Below are 18,985 nucleotides of genomic sequence, written 5' to 3' on the forward strand. Positions count from 1 at the left end.
CGGCTCAGCCGGCGGGGCGCCTGCGCAACCGGGGTGAGCGGATGCGGACCACGGTGCCTTCGGGGCTGGGCGTCGCCGTCACGTCGGCGAACGCGCTCATCAGGGTCGAGCCGCGGCCGCGGTCCATGCTGGGCACGCGCTCGCGCCACTGACCGTGGTCGCGCACCGTGATCTCGACCTGCTCCTCGCTCACCCGCGCCGCGACGTCGATCACCGGCTCCGTCGGGTCTTGGGCGTGCTCGATGGCGTTGCTGGCCGCCTCGCAGGCCGCCAGCAGCAGGTCGTAGGACTGGTCCGGGTCGACGCCGGCCCGCTCGAGCAGCGCGCGCAGCCGGCGGCGGACCAGGGTGGTGGACTCGAGCTCGGCGGGCAGCCGCCACTCCGCGGCGTGCGGGTCCCCGGCCGGCGGCGCGGGCGCCGCCACGGGCTCGGCCACGGGCTCCGGCCGGGCGACGGTCAGGGCCGGCAGGGGCACCGTGGGCAGCGACACGGCCGGCGGCGGCGGGACCGGCGCGGGTGCGGGCTCCGGCCGCGGCTCCGGAGGCGCGAGGGCCCGGCCGGCGGCGCGGTCCAGCACGACGCGGACGCGGGCCAGCAGCTCGGCGGCCCGGAACGGCTTGGCCAGGTAGTCGTCCGCGCCGGCCTCCAGCCCCTCGACCGAGGCCTCCTGGCCGGCCCGGGCGGTCAGCATGATGACCGGGATCGGACGGGTGGCCGGGTCCGTGCGCAGTGCCCGCAGCAGCTCGAAGCCGTCGACGCGCGGCATCATCACGTCGGTCAGCACCAGGTCCGGTGGCCGGGTGGCGACGGCGGCCAGCGCCTCCTCCCCGTTGGCGGTGGTGCGCACCGAGTAGTGCGGCGCCAGCAGGCGGGTCAGGTACGCCCGCATGTCGGCGTTGTCGTCGACCACCAGCACGGCGGCGCCGCCGGCACCGCCGGCCACCTCGCCCTCGGGCCGGGCGGTGTCCTCCTCCCAGCTGGCCGCCTCGCCGCGGGCGGCCTCCGAGGGGACCGCCGTCGGGCCGGACGCCTCGGCGTCGGGCGCGCCGAAGGGCAGGGTGACCGTGAAGGTGCTGCCCCGGCCCGGCTCGCTCACGACGGAGACGGAACCGCCGTGCAGCGCGGTGAGCTCGTGCACCATCGCCAGGCCGATGCCCGAGCCCTCGCGGGTGCGGGCCGCGGCGCCGCCGACGCGGTGGAAGCGCTGGAAGAGGTTCGGCAGCTCCTCGGCCACGATGCCGACGCCGGTGTCGGAGACGGCCAGGGAGAACGAGTCGCCCTCGGCCCGCAGGGTCACGTCGATGCCGCCGACGAAGGTGTACTTCACCGCGTTGGCCAGCAGGTTGACGACGATCTTCTCCCACATGCGGGGATCGACGTGGGCGGGCCGCTCCAGCGGGGGGCAGTCGACCGTCAGCCGCAGACCGGCGCGTTCGGCGGCGGAACGGAAGATGCCGGCGAGCTCGGCGGTGAACGAGGTGAGGTCCGTCCGCACCCGGACCGGGGTCACCCGGCCCGCCTCGATGCTGGCGAAGTCCAGCAGGTCGTTGACCAGCCGCTGCAGCCGCTGGCCGTTGCGCATGGCCAGCTCCAGCTGGTCCCGCACGTCGGCGGGCAGCGGTTCGGTGCTGCTCTCCAGGACGTCGCCGATCGGGCCCAGGAGCAGGGTCAGCGGGGTGCGTAGCTCGTGGCTGACGTCGGAGAAGAAGGTCGTCTTCGCCCGGTCGAGCTCGGCCAGGGACTCGGCCCGCCGCCGCTCGTCCGCGAACGCCCGGATGTTCACCACGACACCTGCGAACTGCCCGGCCACGAGCTCGTAGAAGGACCGGTACTCGTCGTCCAGCGCGCGGTTGGGGCTCCTGCCCGCGAGCAGCAGGCCCAGCGGCTCGCCGTTGCGCGCGGCGGTCAGCGGGAGGACCACCGTGTCGGTCACCCTGTCGCCGAACGGGCCGCCGGTGACGTCGAGCCCGCCGACGACGCCGGCCAGTTCGTCCTCGCTGCCGGCCGTCTCCGGCAGGAGGCCGGGGTCGCAGCCCACCGTCGCGGTGCGGCGGAACCCCGGCTCACCGGGCGCCGACAGGTAGACGGCGGCGAAGGGGACGTCCAGCGCGTCGCCCCCGAGCGCGCGGCACATCGCCGCCACCGTCTGCCGTTCGTCGTCGAGCTGGCTGCCGACCGTCGCCAGCTCGTGCAGGAGCCGTTGCCGCCGCTCGCCGAGGACCTGGCCGGTCACCTCGGTGCAGACGCCGTGCATGCCCGCGACCCGGCCCTCGTCGTCGAACGCCGGTGCGTGCGAGACGGTGAAGTAGGTCTCCTCGACGTACCCGGAGCGCTCCAGCCGGAGGAGCAGGCCGGGCAGCCACGAGGCCTCGAGCGTCTCCATCGCGTGGGCGATGGGCGGGCCGAGCGCGTCCCAGCCCTCGGCGAGGGTGACGCGGATGTCCTCGCCGATCGCCGGGTGCTTCGCGCCGATGAAGGGTGCGTACGCGTCGTTGTAGAACTGGGTGAAGTGGGGGCCCCAGGTGAGGACCATGGGGAACTTGGACACCAGGACGGTCCGGACGGCGTGGCAGAGCCCGGCCGGCCAGGAGGCGACCGGCCCGACGGGGCTGCGGGCCCAGTCGTGGGCCGCCATCAGCCGGCCGGCCTCCCCGCCGGCGGCGAACAGGTCGGTGACGGAGGCGGACGCGTCGGGGGACACGCTCACCTCCTACCGATCGACTGAACCTGACCACACGAGCTGCGCGCTCGGCCTCGTCCCGGGCCCGCCTGAGCTCGCGAAGGGTGGGGAGGACGAGGTCCTTCTTCAGAGACGCTCGACCACGTGGTCGATGCAGGCGGTCAGCGCGCTCACGTCGTCCGGGTCGACGGCCGGGAACATGCCCACCCGCAACTGGTTGCGGCCCAGCTTGCGGTAGGGCTCGACGTCGACGATGCCGTTGGCGCGCAGCGTGGTGGCGAGGGCGGCGGCGTCCACCGACTCGGCGAAGTCGATGGTGCCGACGACCAGGCTGCGGTGGTCGGGGTTCGCGACGAACGGCGTCGCGTACCCCGAATTCTCCGCCCAGCCGTAGAGCCGGCCCGAGGAGTCGCGGCTGCGGGCGACGGCGCCGGACAGCCCGCCGAGGCCGAGCATCCAGTCGATCTGGTCGGCGAGCAGGAAGAGCGTGGCGACGGCGGGGGTGTTGTAGGTCTGGTCCTTCGCCGAGTTGTCCACCGCGATCGAGAGGTCCAGGAAGCCGGGCACCCAGCGCCCCGAGGCCTTGATCTCGGCGATCCGCTGCAGCGCGTCGGCCGACATCAGGGCCACCCACAGCCCGCCGTCGGCGGCGAAGGACTTCTGCGGCGCGAAGTAGTAGACGTCGGTCTGCGAGACGTCGACCGGCAGGCCACCGGCGCCGCTCGTCGCGTCGACGAGCACCAGCGCGTCCTCGGTGCCCGACGGTCGGGCGATCGGCGCCATGACACCGGTCGAGGTCTCGTTGTGCGCCCAGGCGTAGGTGTCGACGCCGGGGGTCGCCGTCGGCAGGGCGAGTGAGCCCGGCTCGGCCGTGACGACCACCGGCTCGCCCAGGAAGGGGGCCTCCTTGGCGCCGGAGGCGAACTTGGCCGAGAACTCCCCGTAGGTGCCGAAGGCCGCGCGGTCGCGGATCAGACCGAACAGGGCGGCGTCCCAGAAGGCCGTCGTCCCACCGTTGCCCAGCACGACCTCGTAGCCGTCGGGCAGGTCGAACAGCTGCGTCAGGCCCTCCCGGACCCGGCGCACCAGGTTCTTGACCGGGGCCTGGCGATGCGAGGTGCCCATGAGCTCCGCGCCGTCGCCGGCCAGTGCCCGCAGCGCCTCGGGGCGGACCTTGGACGGACCGCACCCGAACCGGCCGTCGGCGGGCAGGAGCTCGGCGGGGATGGTGATGCTCATCCGGGGGGATGCCTTCCAGTGGGTGTGCGTGGAACGACCCCGCTGCAGGGCCCCACCGCGAGCCTGCGAGCGGTGGGGGGCAGCGGGGTCCTTCTTCAGATCGAGGCGGCCTGGTGGTTGATGGTGTCCCAGCCCTCGACGGCCTCGGGCTTGCGGGAGTCGGGGCCGACGTAGCGGGCCGACGGTCGCACGAGGCGGCCGGTCTCCTTCTGCTCGAGGATGTGCGCGCACCAGCCGGCGGTGCGGGCGCAGGTGAACATCGAGGTGAACATGTGGCTGGGCACCTCGGCGAAGTCGAGGACGATCGCCGCCCAGAACTCCACGTTGGTCTCGACCGGCCGGTCCGGACGCCGCTCGCGCAGCTCCTTGAGGGCGGCCTGCTCCAGGGCGAGGGCGGCGTCGAAGCGCGGGGCGCCGAGCTCCTGGGCGGAGCGGCGCAGCACGCGGGCGCGGGGGTCCTCGGCCCGGTAGACCCGGTGGCCGAAGCCCATCAGCCGTTCCTTGCGGTCCAGCAGGTCCTTCACGTACTTCTCGGCGTCGCCGGTCTTCTCGACCTCGTCGAGCATGTGCAGCACCCGGGAGGGGGCGCCGCCGTGCAGCGGGCCGGACATGGCGCCGATGGCCCCGGACATGGCGGCGGCGACGTCGGCGCCGGTGGAGGCGATGACGCGGGCGGTGAACGTGGAGGCGTTCATGCCGTGCTCGGCGGCCGAGGTCCAGTAGGCGTCGACCGCGGCGACGTGGCGCGGGTCGGGCTCGCCGCGCCAGCGGACCATGAAGCGCTCGACGATGGTGGAGGCCTCGTCGATCCGCTTCTGCGGGACGGCGGGGGTGCCGATGCCGCGGGCGGACTGGGCCACGTAGGACAGCGCCATGACCGCGGCGCGGGCCAGCTGGTCGCGGGCCTCCTCGGCGGAGATGTCCAGCAGCGGGCGGTAGCCCCAGAACGGCGCGAGCATGGCCAGCGCGGCCTGCACGTCGACGCGGACGTCACCGCTGTGCACCGGGATGGGGAACGGCTCGGCCGGGGGGAGGCCGGGGCCGAACTTGCCGTCGACGAGCAGGGCCCACACGTTGCCGAAGGTCACCTTGCCGACGAGGTCCTCGATGTCGACGCCGCGATAGCGCAGCGAACCGCCGTCCTTGTCGGGTTCGGCGATCTCCGTCTCGAAGGCGATGACGCCTTCCAGGCCGGGTACGAAGTCGTCGGCCATCTCGCATGCTCCTCTGCGCACGGACCTGCACACGCCCGTAGGGGCGCACGATTGCCTGCCGACCCTAGGCCGTCGTCCGCCGCGCGGCACACGGGGGGCTGCGCGACGTCCCGGCGGGGGCCCTCCCGAGCCGCCGGCGCCGGCCGGTGTCAGCATGGCGGCGTGCCCGACCTCGCCCGCATGCGCCGTGACTACGACGCCGGCCGCTTCTCCGAGCAGGACCTCGCGTCCACGTGGCACGAGCAGTTCGACCGCTGGTTCGCCGACTCCGTCGCCGCGGAGCTCCCGGAGCCCAACGCCGTCGTCGTCGCCACCGCCGACGCCGACGGCGCACCCGACGCCCGCATCGTGCTGATGAAGGGGTACGACGCCTCGGGGTTCGTGTTCGGCACCAGCTACGCCTCGGCCAAGGGCGCGCAGCTGGCGGTGAACCCGCGGGCGGCGCTGGTCTTCCCGTGGCACGCCCTGCAGCGCCAGGTGCGGGTGGCCGGCCGGGTGGAGCGGATCGGCGAGACGGCGTCCGACGGGCTGTGGGACCCGCGGCCGCGCGGCGCCCAGCTGGCGGCCGCCGCCTCGGTCCAGTCCACCGTCGTCGACTCCCGCGAGGAGCTCGCCGGGCGGGTGCGGCTGCTCGACGAGCAGACGCCGGATGGGCCGCTGCCCCGGCCGGCGACCTGGGGCGGGTACCGGGTCGTCCCGGAGCGGGTGGAGTTCTGGCAGGGCGGTGGTGACCGGCTGCACGACCGGCTGCGGTTCGTGCTCGACGAGGCCGAGGCCGAGGGCGGGGGCTGGATCGTCCAGCGGCTCGCGCCGTGAGCGAGCAGGAGCGTGAGCATCGCAGCGAGGAACGAGCGAGGAGCGGAGCGGTCCGCGGGAGCGAACCGATGACACCGTGAGCTCCCCGCAGGACCCGCTGGATCCGGTCGACCCGGTCGAGGGCGGCCGCGCGATCGAGGAGCCGGTCCCCGAGCCGGTGCACCGGCGCCGCGGCTGGGCGGTGGACACCACCCCGCTGCAGATCCCGGCCTACCGCCGGCTGTTCGGCGGCGTGGCGCTGACGATGATCGGCCAGCAGATGACGCTGGTCGCCGTCCCGTTCCAGGTCTACGCGCTCACCCGCGACAGCTTCTTCGTCGGCGTGACGTCGCTGGTGGCGCTCGTCCCGCTGATCGTGTTCGGGCTGCTCGGCGGCGCGATCGCCGACGTCATGGACCGGCGGCGGCTGATGCTGATCACCTCGACCGGTGCAGCGGTCACCAGCGCGCTGCTCGCCGTCCAGGCGCTGCTGCCCGGCGGCGGGAACCTGGCGCTGCTGTGGGTGCTCACCGCGTTCGTGTCCGGGTTCGCCGCGGTGAACCAGCCGGCCCGCAGCGCCGCGATCCCCGCGGTCGTCGGGATCCCGCTCGTGCCGGCGGCCAACGCGCTGGCGATGACGGTGCGCCAGGTCGGCGTGATCGCCGGGCCGCTGCTGGCCGGCGTCCTGATCGCCAGCGGGGAGCTGTTCCTCACCTACGTGATCGACGCGGTCGGCTTCCTCGTCGCGGCGCTGCTCCTCCGGGGGCTGCCGCCCCTCCCGCCCGGGGGCCGGGCAGGGGTGGTGCGGCTGGGCGCCGCGGTGCGCGGCGTGGGCGAGGGCTTCGCCTTCCTGCGCACCCAGCCGGTGCTGCTCATGACGTTCGTCGTCGACATCATCGCGATGCTCTTCGCCTGGCCGCAGGCCGTCTTCCCGGAGCTGGAGGCCACCCGGTTCGAGGGCTCGCCGAACGCCCTGGGCTGGTTGTTCGCCGGGATCTCGATCGGCGCGCTGGCCATGGGGCTGACGTCGGGCTGGGTGTCGCGGATCGACCGGCAGGGCGCCGCCGTCCTCGTCGCCATCGTGGTGTGGGGCGTGGCGATCATCGGGTTCGGCTACGCGGACTCGCTGTGGCTGGCGGTGCTCTTCCTCGCGGTCGCCGGCGCGGGCGACATGGTGAGCGCCGTGCTGCGCTCGTCGATGCTGCAGCTGGCCGCCCCCGACGACATGCGCGGGCGGATGCAGGGCGTCTTCCTCGTCGTCGTCGCCGGTGGCCCGCGGCTGGGCGACCTGCGGGCCGGTGCCCTGGCCAGCGCGGCCGGGGTGACCGTGGCGATGGTGTCCGGCGGCGTCGTGGTCGTGCTGTCGATGGTCGTCGTCGCGCTGCTGGTGCCCTCGTTCTGGTTCTTCCGCGCCTCGCGGTCGACGGTGGAGACCGACCCGGCCCGCTGACCCCGCCCTCAGGCGAGGGCGTGCGCGACCAACCGGAGGTCGGCGACCAGGGCGGCGTAGGCGGCGTCGCGGGCCTCGTCCGGCGTGCGCAGGATCGCCGACGGGTGCGTGGTGGCCAGGATCCAGGTCTGGTGCGGGGCGTCCTCGTCGTCGTCCTCCGCGGGGTCCGGCGCGCCGGGCGGGGCCACGGCATCAGCCGGCCGTGGTCCCGGGTGATCCGGAACGACGGCGAGATCAGCGCCTTTGCCGCCGTCGCGCCCAGGGCCACGACCACCTCCGGCTGCAGGACGGCGAACTCCGCCTCCAGCCACGGCCGGCAGGCCCGCAGCTGCTCCGGCCGCGGCGTCTGGTGGATGCGCCGCTTGCCCTCGAGCGTGTGGCCGAGGTGCTTGACCGAGCAAGTCCTAGTAGGCGTGCGTCCTCGGAGGTCGCCAGTAGCTCCTGCCTGCCGCCGTCAGCACCTAGAGTCACCCCCATGGCCGAGCGGTATCTGACCCGGAACGTGTTCGTCGCCGGCGGAGAGCCCGAGGTGACGTACAACCCGCGGGACGAGTTCAAGCTGGAGCAGGAGGTCCGGGAGTACCTGGACCAGTCTGGGAAGGCTCTCTCGATCTCTGGCCCCAGCAAGTCAGGGAAGACGGTGCTCATCGGGCGCGTCCTCCCCAAGGCGGAGGCGATCTGGATCTACGGCCAGGACCTCACGTCTGTGGACGTCTTCTGGGAGTCCATCGTCGACTGGCTCGGTCTGTACGACGAGGTGGAGATGACCGACGGAGTCCAGAACCAGGGCTCCGCCCAGATCGGTATGGAAGTCGGCTTCGCAGGCTTCGGTAAGGCCACGGGCAGCGGCACCGTCGGCGGTGCAACAACGCACGGGCGGCGGTTCGCCCGCCAGCGGTCGATCGCCGATGTCGCACGTGGTGGTCTGGCTACGCTCGCCGTCCCGATCGTGATCGATGACTTTCACTACGTGGACGACGCGGTCAAGCGCGACATCGCGCGGGCGATCAAGAGCCTGCTCCCGACCACTCACGTGATCATGATCGCCGTGCCTCATGAGGCGTTCCAGATCGTCCGCGAGGAGCCCGACATGGGTGGGCGCGTCTGGCACCAGCAGATCCGGCACTGGGACGAGGATGAGCTCCGGTTCATCGCGCGGATGGGCTTCGAGGCGCTCGGCATCATCGATGACGGCGAGGTGGTCGCCGCCAAGCTGGCGGAGAACAGCTTCGGCGCCCCCTTCCTTATGCAGCAGCTCTGCTACGACTTGACAGTGGGGCAGCACATCCAGCAGACGCAGGACGAGCCCGTGGCGCTCACCGAACCGCCCAGCGGGTGGGACGACTTCTTCAAGCGCATCGCCATGCGGACCGCTCCGCCCATCTTCGAGAAGGTGCGCCGGGGCCCCAAGGTGCGCGGCCAGGAGCGCATGGAACGGCAGCTGAAGGATGGATCGGCGACGGACATCTACCCAGCCCTCCTGATGGCCATCGCGCACACGGGCCCGCAGACCGTCCTCACGCAGCCCCAGATCATGAAGTCCCTGGACGGCATCCTGGTGGAGAACCCGCGCGGGCGTGACGTGGCCTCGTCGCTCTCCAGCATGGCCGACATCGCGGAAGAGGAGCGTGGTACCGCGGACCCGGCGCTGGTGTACAAGAACGACGAGCTCCACATCCTCGACCCGTTCCTATGCTTCTTCATGCGCTGGGGAACCTGGGCCACGGACAGCTACACAGGTACCCGCTGACGACCTGGCCTGCTGCAATCTTGAGGTAGTCACCGTTTTCAGGCCTGCAGTCCTGCAGTCCTCGTCAGAAAGTCGACTCAACTCTCGGCCTTGGCACAGGAGGCGATGAGGACATGGGCATGAGTGACGAGGAGATGGTTCGGCTCCGCGATGCCCTACAGTTTGTCGACCCCGATTCGACCTACTTCGCCCTCACGTTCACGGCTTCCGATGATGGCCGCATCGAGTGGTCAATGGAGACCGGTCTAGTGGGTGCCGGGTCCAAGCCCTACTGGGAATTGCGGGCCCCCGTGCCCGTGCGTGCTGAAGTGATGCGACGCATTTGGATCGATCTAGGGCAAACGTGCGTCGTTGTGAACGATAATGAGACGCTCTTCTACTTTCTGCGACTCGGTGGTAACGGACTGATCGAAGAGTCGATAGCCAAGCGGCGGTTTCCTCAGTTCTTTGACCCTGTGGAATGCGTCCCGACATGGTGGGGTGTCCGTCAAGCTCACACTCTTCCCTCCAAGGCCTTACAGCATGCGCCTACGCGCAAGTTGCGGATGGAGGTACTGAGACGCGATGACTTTCGTTGCCGCTCTTGCGGTCGTCGGGCATCGGACTACGTGGACATCGAACTACACGTGCATCACATCTTGCCGCACGGAAAGGGTGGCTTAACCGAGGCGGGTAACCTCATCACCTTGTGTCACACGTGTCATCAAGGTCTCGATCCCCATCTTGAGTTGAAACTGTTCGAGATGGTTCCTGGGGGAATTCCCGGGCCTGATGTAGATATTGAACGTGATGCTGAAGACTACAGGCGAGGGGTGAAAAACTACCGGATCATTTCGGAGCGCCAGATTGAGATGTTGAGGTTGCGACGGAAGGCGTGATCTCCATCTGAGATCCAAGAAGGCTTCTAAGCCAAGGCGTCGCGCACGACAGTCAGGTCGGCGACCAGGGCGGCGTAGGCGGCGTCGCGTGCCTCGTCCGGCGTGCGCAGGATCGCCGAGGGGTGGGTGGTCGCGAGGATCCAGGTCTGGTGCGGGGCGTCCTCGTCCTGGTCGGCCTCCGGCAGCGCGGCCTCGGCGGCGCGCACGCCGGGCGGGGTCCACGGCATCAGCTGCCCGTGGTCCCGGGTGATCCGGAACGACGGGGAGATCAGCGACTTCGCCGCCGTCGCGCCGAGCGCCACGACCACCTCGGGCTGCAGGACGGCGAACTCCGCCTCCAGCCACGGCCGGCAGGCCCGCAGGTGCTCGGCCCCCGGCGTCTGGTGGATGCGGCGCTTGCCCTTCAGCGTGTGGCCGAAGTGCTTCACCGCATTCGTCACGTACGCCGTCGCCCGATCGATCCCGGCGTCGTCGAGCGCCTTGTCCAGCAGCCGCCCCGCCGGGCCGACGAACGGCTCGCCCTTCCGGTCCTCCTGGTCGCCGGGCTGCTCGCCGACGAACACGACGCGGGCCGTCCCGGGTCCCTCGCCGAAGACGGTCTGCGTCGTGTCCTGCCACAGCTCGCACGCCCGGCACCCCGCCGCGGCACCGCGCAGCTGCTCCAGGCCGACGCCGGTGGGCGGCTGCGCCACGCCGTTGCGCTCGCTCATGCCTCGATGACACCGCACCCGGGCGGCCCCCGCGAGGCGGGCGTCCACCCTCCGTTCACCTGCGTCCGGCAGCGTCCGCGCGGGCGGCGCGCCCACCGCGCGGAACCGGTACGTCAGAGGTCCTGAGCACCGCTACGGTTTCCGCGACGGACGACGACGGCAGGAGGACAGGTGCTCGAGTTCGACGGGCTCCGCAAGAGCTACGGCGCGAACCAGGTGCTCGACGACGTCGGCTTCGCCGTGCGGCCGGGCTCGATGTTCGGGTTCTGCGGCTCCAACGGCGCGGGCAAGACCACGACGATGCGCATCGCCATGGGACTCGTGATCCCCGACGCCGGCGAGGTGCGCTGGCAAGGCCGCCCGCTGGACCAGCAGACCCGGCGCCGGGTCGGCTACATGCCGGAGGAGCGCGGGCTCTACCCGAAGATGAAGGTCGGCGAGCAGATCACCTACTTCGCCCGGCTGCACGGCCTGGACGCCGCCGCCGCCGCGCGGGCGTCGGCCGAGTGGGTGGAGCGGCTGGGGCTCGGTGCCCGCCGCGGCGACGCCGTCGAGAAGCTGTCGCTGGGCAACCAGCAGCGCGTCCAGCTGGCCGCCGCGCTGGTCAGCCGGCCCGAGGTGCTCATCCTCGACGAGCCGTTCTCCGGCCTGGACCCGGTCGGCGTCGACTCGCTCGCCGAGGCGCTGCTGGGCCAGGTCCGCACCGGCGTCCCGGTGGTCTTCTCCAGCCACCAGCTGGACCTGGTGGAGCGGTTGTGCGACTCCGTCGGCATCCTCGCCCGGGGCCGCATGGTCGCGACCGGGACCGTCGAGGAGCTGCGCCGCCGCGAGGCCGGCCGGCTGCTGCGGGTGGTCGTCCCCGACGCCGCCCCCGGCTGGGCCGCCGCGCTGCCGGGTGCCCGCGTCGTCTCCGAGCAGGCGGGGGACACGCTCCTGGAGCTCGCCGACGGCGCCGACGACCAGGCCGTGCTGGCCGCCGCGCTGCGTACCGGCCGGGTGGCGCACTTCGCCTGGCGCGAGCCCAGCCTGGTCGAGCTCTTCCGCGGCGCGGTCGCGGCCCCCAGCACCGACGAGGAGGTGGCGGCGTGAGCGCGCCGAACAGCACCGGGCGCGCCCCGGGCAGCAGCGAGCTCGTCCGGCTCGTCGCCGGCCGGGAGATCTCCACGCGGCTGCGGGACAAGAACTTCCTCGTCGGGCTGGGCGTCACCATCCTGCTGCTGGTCGGGCTGATGGCCTTCCAGATCGCCACGGCGTCCGGCGGCGACGAGGGCCGGCTGGGCATCGTCGGGGACAGCTCCGCGCTCGGCCCCGCCGTCCAGGCGCAGGGGGAAGCGGTCGGCATCGACGTCACGGTCGTCGAGCTCGACGACGAGGACGCCGCCCGTGCCGCCGTGGAGGCCGAGGACGTCGACGGCGCGCTGCTGGCGACCGGATCGGCCCCCGAGCTGCTCGTCCTGGACCGCGACTCGACGATGGAGGCGGTGGTGAACGCCGCCGTCGCCGGTGTCGCGGTCACCGAGCAGCTGGCCGAGGCCGGCGTCGAGCTCACGGCCGTGCCCGAGGTCGAGGTCACCGCGCTGAGCGGCGAGGACGACGCGGCCGAGCAGGAGCAGGTCCTCGTCGCGATCATCGGCGTCGTCCTGCTCTACGGCCTGCTGATCATGTTCGGCCAGTTCATCGCGCAGGGCGTGGTGGAGGAGAAGTCCAGCCGGGTCGTCGAGCTGCTGCTCGCGACCATGCGCCCCTGGCAGCTGCTCGCCGGGAAGATCATCGGCCTGGGCGTCCTCGGGCTCGCCCAGATCGTGATCATCGGCGTCATCAGCGTCGCGGGGGCGCTCGCCTTCGACCTGGTCGCGGTGCCGGGGGACCTCGTCGGCACGGTGATCTCGGTGGTCCTCTGGTTCGTGCTGGGCTACGCGTTCTACGCGGCGATCTTCGCCATGGCGGCGTCGCTGGTCAGCCGGCAGGAGGACCTGGGCAGCGTGCTCACCCCGATGATCCTGCTGCTGGTCGTCGGCTTCTTCATCGGCCTGCAGGCCGCCTCGGAGCCGGCCGGCACGATGGCCGTGGTCACCTCCTACGTGCCGGGGCTCTCGCCGCTGGTCATGCCGGTGCGGCAGGCCGCCGGAGAGGTCGCGGTCTGGGAGATCGCCGTCGCCGTCGTGATCATGATCGTGGCGATCGTCGCCGCGGTGCGGCTCGGCGGGCGGATCTACGCCGGCGCGCTGCTGCGCACCAGCGGCAAGACCAAGCTCCGGGAGGCGCTCCGGGCCGAGCGCGGCTGACCCGGTTGGGCACGATCGACCGGGGGTAGCCGGGCCGCATGGGCATGCAGCTGGGCTACACGATGATGACCGAGCAGGCGGGGCCGAAGGACCTCGTCGGCCACGTGGTGGGGGCGGAGGAGGTCGGGTTCGACTTCGCCGTCAGCAGCGACCACTACTTCCCGTGGCTGAACGAGATGGGCCACTCCCCGAACGCGTGGGTGACCCTCGGGGCGGCGGCGCAGGCCACCAGCCGCATCCCGCTGATGACGTACGTGACCTGCCCGATCTTCCGGTACCACCCGGCCGTGGTGGCCCAGCAGGCCGCGACGCTGCAGATCCTGTCCGGCGGCCGGTTCACCCTGGGCCTCGGCGCGGGCGAGAACCTCAACGAGCACGTCGTCGGCGCCGGCTGGCCGCCGGCCGACGTCCGGCACGAGATGATCATGGAGGCCCTCCAGATCATCCGGGACCTGTTCGACGGCGAGGGCTACACGAACTTCCGCGGCGAGCACTTCGACGTCGAGTCGGCCAAGCTCTGGGACCTGCCGGAGAAGCGGGTGCCGATCGGCTTCGCGGCCGGCGGGAAGCAGGCGGCGACGATCGCCGGTGAGCTGGCCGACGTGCTGGTCGCGACCGATCCGATGTCCGAGCTCGTCGAGGCGTTCGAGGCCGCCGGTGGCGCCGGCAAGCCGAAGATCGCCCAGATGCCGATCAGCTACGGCACGGACAAGGCGGCCGCGGTGACCCGCGCCCACACCCTGTTCCGCTGGTTCGGTCTCGGCTGGAAGGTCAACGCCGAGCTGCCCGGACCCAGCGCCTTCGACGCGGCCAGCCAGTTCGTCCGCGAGGACGACGTCGAGAGCAGCATCCCGTGCGGGGACGACGTCGAGGCCGTGATCGAGGGCGCCAAGGCGTACGCCGACGCCGGCTTCACCCACCTGGCCCTCGTGCAGATCGGCGGGGACCAGCAGCAGCCCTACCTGGAGTGGACGAAGGACCGGCTGCTGCCGGCCTGGCGCGAGGCGTTCGGGAGCTGACACCACGCGCCGTCGCCGGTCCCGGGACAGTCGATCGGGTGACCGATCGGCCCCGGGGCGCTCCCTTGGGGTGAGGCGGGGCCGCAGGGGGGCGCGCAGGGGGCCCCGCGGCCCCGATCATCGGCGGCATGACCGAGGACCTGGACGTGCGGCTGCAGCGGCTGCTCGCCTCCGATGACGCCGATGCGCTCATCGACCTCGGCTGCGATCTGGCCGACGCCGGCCGGCAGGCCGACGCCGAGGCGTGCTTCCGGCGCGCGTTCGACCTGGGCGACACCGTCGGGGCCTACAACCTCGGCAACTCGCTGGCCGCGCAGGACCGCTGGGAAGAGGCGGTCGACGCCTACGAGGTCGCCCTGCGCGGCGGCGAGGCCGACGCGTGGCGCAACCTCGGGCTGGTGCTGGAGGACCTCGGCGACCTGGCTGGCGCGATGCGGGCCTACCGGGGCGCGGCGGCCGCCGGCGACATCGAGGGTGGGCTGCAGCTGGCCTTCCTGCTGCGCGACCAGGGGGAGCGGGAGCAGGCCATGGCGGTGGCCGAGGAGTTCGCCGCCGCCGGTGACCTGGAGGCCGCCGCCGTCGTCGCCTGCTGGCGCTGGTGCTCGACCCTCGACCCCTCGCTCGAGGAGGACCTGCGCGCCGGCCAGCACCACTTCCCGGCCGCCCGCGCCGACCTCGCCCACCTGCTGCGCGAGACCGGCCGCTCGGTCGAGGCCCGCTCGGTCCTGGAGCGCGGCGCGAAGCTCGGCGAGCAGGTGGCCTGGCTGCCGCTGGGCAACCTCTACCGCGAGGAGCTGGGCGACGAGGAGGCCGCCGAGGAGGCCTACCGCAGCGGCATCGCCGCCGGTGACCCGTACTGCCACCAGAACCTGGCGGTGCTGCTGGCCGACCGCGGTGACCTCGAGGGCGCCGTCGAGCAGTTCCGGCTCGGGGCGGCGGCCGGCGACCAGCTGGCGGCCCAGTGCCTGCAGGAGCTCGAGCGCGAGTGAGCGGCCGGGGCGGACCGGACACGAGTTCGTAACCGCCCTGCCGGATACTCCATGTGTGTCCGAAGCCACAGTCGACGTCGCCGACCTCCGCCACCACGCCGACGGCCCCCAGGCCGACGAACGCGCCGACGAGCTACCGCTGCGCGAGGACATCCGCCTGCTGGGCCGGGTCCTCGGTGAGGTGATCGGCGAGCAGGCCGGCGCCGACGTGCTCGACCTCGTCGAGTCCACCCGCGTGGAGGCGTTCCGCATCCGCCGCTCGGAGGTCGACCGGGTCGAGCTGGCCCGCCGGCTGGCCGAGGTCGACGTCCGGTAGGCCAACCACGTCATCCGCGCGTTCAGCCACTTCTCGCTGCTGGCCAACCTGGCCGAGGACATCCACCACGAGCGACGCCGCCGGCACCACCGCCGCGCGGGTTCCCCGCCGCAGCAGGGCAGCCTGGCGGCGACCTTCGCGCTGCTGGACCAGGCAGACCTCGATGCGGACGACGTCGCCCGCGAGCTGGCCGGGGCGCTGGTCTGCCCGGTGGTCCCCGCGCATCCCACCGAGGTCCGCCGCAAGACGGTCTTCCAGGTGCAGCGCCAGGTCACCGAGCTGATCCGGCAGCGCGACCGCGCGGGCGACGGCGACGTCGACGACGCGTGGTCGGCGCAGCTGTGGCGCTCGGTGCTCACCCTCTGGCAGACGGCGCTGCTGCGGCTGTCCCGGCTGCGGCTGACCGACGAGATCGACGAGGCGCTGCGCTACTACGAGCTGTCGCTGTTCGACGTCGTGCCGGCGATCAACGCGGAGCTGCGCCGGGCGGTGGAGGAGCGCTGGCCCGGGGCGGGATTGCTGCGCCGGCCGATGCTCCTGCCGGGGTCCTGGATCGGCGGTGACCGCGACGGCAACCCGTTCGTCACCGCCGAGGCGCTGCGGCGGGCCACGACGCGGCAGGCGGAGACGGCGCTGGGCCACCACCTGGCGGAGCTGGCCGAGCTGCGCAACGAGCTGTCGATGTCCGACCGGCTGGTCACCCCCACCCCGGAGCTGTACGCGCTGGCCGACGCCTCGCGGGACGACTCCGCGTTCCGGGCCGACGAGCCCTACCGCCGGGCGCTGACCGGCATCTCCGCACGGCTGGCGGCGACGGCCGCCCAGGTGCTGGGCTCCGTGCCGGGCGGCGGCGAGCCGGCGCCGGCCCTGCCGCCCCACGACAGCCCCGACGAGCTGCGGGCCGACCTCGACCTCGTCGACGCCTCGCTGCGCAGCCACGGCGCCGGGCCGCTCGCCGACGACCGGCTGCTGCGGCTGCGGGAGGCCGTGGAGGTGTTCGGCTTCCACCTGTGCGGGCTGGACCTGCGGCAGAACTCCTCGGTGCACGAGCAGGTCGTCGGCGAGCTGCTGGCCTGGGCCGGGGTGTGCGAGGACTACGCGGCCCTGGACGAGGCGGCCCGGGTGGAGCTGCTGGCCGGGGAGCTGACCCTGCGCCGTCCGCTGGTGCGCCCCGACGCGGAGCTGTCGGAGGAGACCCGCAAGGAGCTCGACGTCCTCCTCGCCGCCGCCGAGCAGGTGGCGCTGCTGGGCCCGCGGACGATCCCGAACTACGTCATCAGCATGTGCGAGTCGGTCAGCGACGTGCTGGAGGTCGCCGTCCTGCTCAAGGAGGTGGGCCTGCTGGACCCGGCGGCGGCCGACGGCCCGACGTGCCCGGTGGGCATCTCGCCGCTGTTCGAGACGATCGGGGACCTGCAGGGCGCGGCCACCACGCTCGGTGCGGTGCTCGACCAGCCGCTCTACCGGGCGCTGCTGGCCGACCGGGGCGACGTGCAGGAGGTCATGCTCGGCTACTCCGACAGCAACAAGGACGGCGGCTACCTCGCCGCCAACTGGGCGCTGTACCGGGCGGAGCTCGAGCTGGTGGAGCTCTCCCGCCGGGAGGGGGTGCGGCTGCGGCTCTTCCACGGCCGCGGCGGCACCGTCGGCCGCGGGGGCGGGCCCAGCTACGACGCCATCCGGGCGCAGCCGCCCGGTGCGGTGGCCGGCGCGCTGCGGATCACCGAGCAGGGCGAGGTCATCGCGGCCAAGTACGCCGACCCCGACCTGGCCCGCCGGAACCTGGAGGCGCTGGTCGCGGCCACCCTGGAGTCCACGCTGCTCGACGTCGAGGGGCTCGGCGACGACGCCGAGGACGCCTACGCGCTGCTCGACGAGCTGGCGGCGGGAGCGCAGCGGGCCTACCGGGAGCTGGTGCACGAGACGCCGGGCTTCGTCGAGTGGTTCCGGGCCGCCACCCCCATCGGCGAGCTGGCCGAGCTGAACATCGGCAGTCGCCCGCCGTCGCGCAAGGCCGGGAACTCGATCACCGACCTGCGGGCGATCCCGTGGGTGTTCAGCTGGTCGCAGACGCGGATCATGCTGCCCGGCTGGTACGGCACCGGATCGGCGCTGGAGGAGTGGGTGGGTGACTCCGACGAGCGGCTGGAGCGGCTGCGCGACCTGCACCGGCGCTGGCCGTTCTTCCGCACGATCCTGTCCAACATGGGCATGGTGCTGGCCAAGACCGATCTGGGGCTGGCCGCGCGCTACGCCGAGCTGGTGCCCGACGAGGAGCTGCGCGCGCGGGTGTTCGACCGGATCACCGCCGAGCACGAGCGCACCTGCCGGATGACCCTCGCCGTCACCGGGGACGACCACCTGCTGGCCGACAACCCGTCGCTGGCGCGGTCGATCCGCAACCGCTTCCCCTACCTGGAGCCGCTGCACCACCTGCAGGTCGAGATGCTGCGGCGTCGCCGGAACGGCGAGGACGACGAGCTGACCAGCCGCAACATCCAGCTCACGATCAACGGCATCGCGACCGCACTGCGCAACAGTGGCTGAGCACTGGTTCCTCCGGCGCCGGCCCGTGCCCGACGGCGAGCTGCGGGTGGCGGTCAGCGGCGCGGACGTGCGGAGGGCTGCGCTGTCGCTCGGGATGCCGCCCGAGGCGCTGGCCCCGGCCGTGCACGACCCGCGGCTGCGGGTGCTGGTGGACGGTGGGCAGGCCGCGGCGCTCGTGCGCCGGCAGTGGCACCCCGAGGGCTTCGCCGAGGCCGTGGTGCTGCGGCGGGCCGGCGTGCCGCTGGAGCACCCGGCCGTGCGCGCGCTGGCCGTGGGCTGGGGCTGCGCGCAGGTGCGGCACGGCAGCACCGACCGGTCGCGTGCCGTCGCCGGCCCGGGGGAGGGGTCCGCGCTCGCCGACCGGTTCCGGCACCTGGCGGCGCTGGCGGCCAGCCGGGTGGAGATCGCCATCGGGCTGGCCCGCGACATCGGCGTGGAGCGGATCAAGGACGACGGCAGCCCGTCGCTGGCCGCCGACGAGGCCGCGCACGCCGCCGCGGTGGACGTGCTGGGGGCGCTCGGGGTGACCGTGCTCAGCGAGGAGCGCCGGGACAGCCCCGTCGGCGCGTCCGCGCCGTGGATCGTGCTCGACCCCCTGGACGGCACCGGCAACTTCTCCGCTGGCCTGCCGCCGTGGGCGTTCTCGGCGGCGCTGGTCCAGGACGGGGTGCCCGTGGCGGGTCTGGTCGCCGACCTCGCCTCGGGCCGGCGGTGGACCGGCGTGCACGGCATCGGGGCCGAGCGGGACGGGGTGCCGATCACCCCGCGGCCGGGCAGCACCGTCGTCGTCCCGAGCGGTCCGGGGGGTGGTGCGGTCGCCGTCCCGTCCACGGTGCGGCGGGTGCGGGTGACCGGCTGCACCGCGATCGACCTGTGCCTGGTGGCCGACGGCGCGGCCGCGGCGTGGCACGACCTGGACCGCAGCGGCACGCACGTGCACGACGTCGCCGGCGGGCTCGGGGTGCTGCTGGCCGCCGGCGGTGCCGCGCTGGACGCCGACGGCCGCCCGCTGCGGCTGGAGCCGGACACCGTGGCGAGGATCCGGTTCGTCGCGGCGTCCTCGGCGACCGACGCCGAGGAGCTGATCCGCGCGGTCGGCTAGCTGCCGCCCGC

General features: G+C 73.1%; 16 protein-coding genes and 1 pseudogene. 11 read left to right on the forward strand and 6 right to left on the reverse strand.

Annotation, left to right across the window (positions count from 1 at the left end; genetic code table 11):
* Nucleotides 1-4: 4 nt before the first annotated feature.
* The 3 genes from GCU60_RS06495 to GCU60_RS06505 all read right to left on the reverse strand — a co-directional run bounded on the left by GCU60_RS06495 (nt 5) and on the right by GCU60_RS06505 (nt 5,133).
* Nucleotides 5-2,701: an ATP-binding protein gene (locus GCU60_RS06495; RefSeq protein ID WP_345770434.1), complete on the reverse strand. Its 2,697-nt coding sequence runs from the start codon at nt 2,699-2,701 to the stop codon at nt 5-7.
* A 105-nt stretch (nt 2,702-2,806) separates the two neighbouring features.
* Nucleotides 2,807-3,919, reverse strand: a complete 1,113-nt coding sequence (gene serC, locus GCU60_RS06500) for a phosphoserine transaminase (RefSeq protein WP_163203407.1) — start codon at nt 3,917-3,919, stop codon at nt 2,807-2,809.
* A gap of 95 nt (nt 3,920-4,014) precedes the next feature.
* Entirely contained in the window at nt 4,015-5,133 is a 1,119-nt protein-coding gene (locus GCU60_RS06505) for a citrate synthase 2 (protein ID WP_163203409.1), read from the reverse strand.
* Between the two features lie 162 nt (nt 5,134-5,295).
* On the opposite strand from GCU60_RS06505, the gene pdxH reads away from it, so the two are divergent.
* Together pdxH and GCU60_RS06515 are read left to right on the forward strand one after the other, a co-directional pair.
* The gene (gene pdxH, locus GCU60_RS06510; protein WP_163203411.1) at nt 5,296-5,949 is read left to right on the forward strand and encodes a pyridoxamine 5'-phosphate oxidase; all 654 of its coding nucleotides are present in this window, start codon (nt 5,296-5,298) and stop codon (nt 5,947-5,949) included.
* A 76-nt stretch (nt 5,950-6,025) separates the two neighbouring features.
* Nucleotides 6,026-7,378, forward strand: coding sequence for an MFS transporter (locus GCU60_RS06515; protein ID WP_163203413.1), 1,353 nt, complete (start codon nt 6,026-6,028; stop codon nt 7,376-7,378).
* Nucleotides 7,379-7,386: 8 nt separating this feature from the next.
* Here GCU60_RS06515 and GCU60_RS20155 read toward each other — a convergent pair whose 3' ends face one another.
* A complete protein-coding gene (locus tag GCU60_RS20155) occupies nt 7,387-7,566 on the reverse strand; it encodes a hypothetical protein (protein ID WP_239520542.1) in 180 nt (59 codons plus the stop codon).
* Nucleotides 7,567-7,598: 32 nt separating this feature from the next.
* A pseudogene (locus tag GCU60_RS21520) lies at nt 7,599-7,733 on the reverse strand (uracil-DNA glycosylase family protein); the annotation flags it as partial.
* 120 nt (nt 7,734-7,853) lie between these two features.
* Here GCU60_RS21520 and GCU60_RS06525 point away from each other — a divergent pair.
* Nucleotides 7,854-9,128 carry an ATP-binding protein gene (locus tag GCU60_RS06525; protein ID WP_163203415.1) on the forward strand — a complete coding sequence of 425 codons (1,275 nt, stop codon included), beginning with the start codon at nt 7,854-7,856 and terminating at the stop codon, nt 9,126-9,128.
* Nucleotides 9,129-9,247: 119 nt separating this feature from the next.
* Entirely contained in the window at nt 9,248-10,006 is a 759-nt protein-coding gene (locus tag GCU60_RS06530; RefSeq protein ID WP_163203417.1) for an HNH endonuclease, read from the forward strand.
* Between the two features lie 26 nt (nt 10,007-10,032).
* Here the strand turns inward: GCU60_RS06530 and GCU60_RS06535 are convergent, their stop codons facing one another.
* Nucleotides 10,033-10,716: a UdgX family uracil-DNA binding protein gene (locus GCU60_RS06535; RefSeq protein ID WP_163203419.1), complete on the reverse strand. Its 684-nt coding sequence runs from the start codon at nt 10,714-10,716 to the stop codon at nt 10,033-10,035.
* A 171-nt stretch (nt 10,717-10,887) separates the two neighbouring features.
* Between GCU60_RS06535 and GCU60_RS21525 the strand changes: the two genes are divergently transcribed.
* The 7 genes from GCU60_RS21525 (at nt 10,888) to GCU60_RS06565 (ending at nt 18,974) form a co-directional block, all read left to right on the forward strand.
* Nucleotides 10,888-11,805, forward strand: a complete 918-nt coding sequence (locus GCU60_RS21525) for an ATP-binding cassette domain-containing protein (RefSeq protein ID WP_163203421.1) — start codon at nt 10,888-10,890, stop codon at nt 11,803-11,805.
* Nucleotides 11,802-13,001, forward strand: coding sequence for an ABC transporter permease (locus tag GCU60_RS06545; RefSeq protein ID WP_163203423.1), 1,200 nt, complete (start codon nt 11,802-11,804; stop codon nt 12,999-13,001). The genes GCU60_RS21525 and GCU60_RS06545 overlap by 4 nt, the downstream gene beginning before the upstream one ends.
* A 38-nt stretch (nt 13,002-13,039) precedes the next feature.
* Entirely contained in the window at nt 13,040-14,020 is a 981-nt protein-coding gene (locus tag GCU60_RS06550; protein WP_163203425.1) for a TIGR03557 family F420-dependent LLM class oxidoreductase, read from the forward strand.
* Nucleotides 14,021-14,148: 128 nt separating this feature from the next.
* Nucleotides 14,149-15,009 carry a tetratricopeptide repeat protein gene (locus GCU60_RS06555; RefSeq protein ID WP_163203427.1) on the forward strand — a complete coding sequence of 287 codons (861 nt, stop codon included), beginning with the start codon at nt 14,149-14,151 and terminating at the stop codon, nt 15,007-15,009.
* A 55-nt stretch (nt 15,010-15,064) separates the two neighbouring features.
* Entirely contained in the window at nt 15,065-15,325 is a 261-nt protein-coding gene (locus tag GCU60_RS20165) for a hypothetical protein (RefSeq protein ID WP_239520543.1), read from the forward strand.
* Nucleotides 15,326-15,385: 60 nt separating this feature from the next.
* Nucleotides 15,386-17,872: a phosphoenolpyruvate carboxylase gene (gene ppc / locus GCU60_RS06560; RefSeq protein WP_345770456.1), complete on the forward strand. Its 2,487-nt coding sequence runs from the start codon at nt 15,386-15,388 to the stop codon at nt 17,870-17,872.
* Nucleotides 17,865-18,974 carry an inositol monophosphatase family protein gene (locus GCU60_RS06565; RefSeq protein ID WP_163203429.1) on the forward strand — a complete coding sequence of 370 codons (1,110 nt, stop codon included), beginning with the start codon at nt 17,865-17,867 and terminating at the stop codon, nt 18,972-18,974. Before ppc ends, GCU60_RS06565 begins: the two co-directional genes overlap by 8 nt.
* The last annotated feature ends 11 nt before the right edge of the window (nt 18,975-18,985 follow it).

It is taken from the genome of Blastococcus saxobsidens (assembly GCF_010682065.1).
GTDB classification, from domain to species: Bacteria; Actinomycetota; Actinomycetes; order Mycobacteriales; family Geodermatophilaceae; genus Blastococcus; species Blastococcus saxobsidens_B.

Coding starts and splice junctions, on each gene's coding strand:
- serC (WP_163203407.1), bottom strand. CDS start 3,919: ATGAGCATCACCATCCCCGCCGAGCTCCTGCCCGCCGACGGCCGGTTC.
- GCU60_RS06505 (WP_163203409.1), bottom strand. CDS start 5,133: ATGGCCGACGACTTCGTACCCGGCCTGGAAGGCGTCATCGCCTTCGAG.
- GCU60_RS06525 (WP_163203415.1), top strand. CDS start 7,854: ATGGCCGAGCGGTATCTGACCCGGAACGTGTTCGTCGCCGGCGGAGAG.
- GCU60_RS06530 (WP_163203417.1), top strand. CDS start 9,248: ATGAGTGACGAGGAGATGGTTCGGCTCCGCGATGCCCTACAGTTTGTC.
- GCU60_RS06535 (WP_163203419.1), bottom strand. CDS start 10,716: ATGAGCGAGCGCAACGGCGTGGCGCAGCCGCCCACCGGCGTCGGCCTG.
- GCU60_RS06550 (WP_163203425.1), top strand. CDS start 13,040: ATGGGCATGCAGCTGGGCTACACGATGATGACCGAGCAGGCGGGGCCG.
- GCU60_RS06555 (WP_163203427.1), top strand. CDS start 14,149: ATGACCGAGGACCTGGACGTGCGGCTGCAGCGGCTGCTCGCCTCCGAT.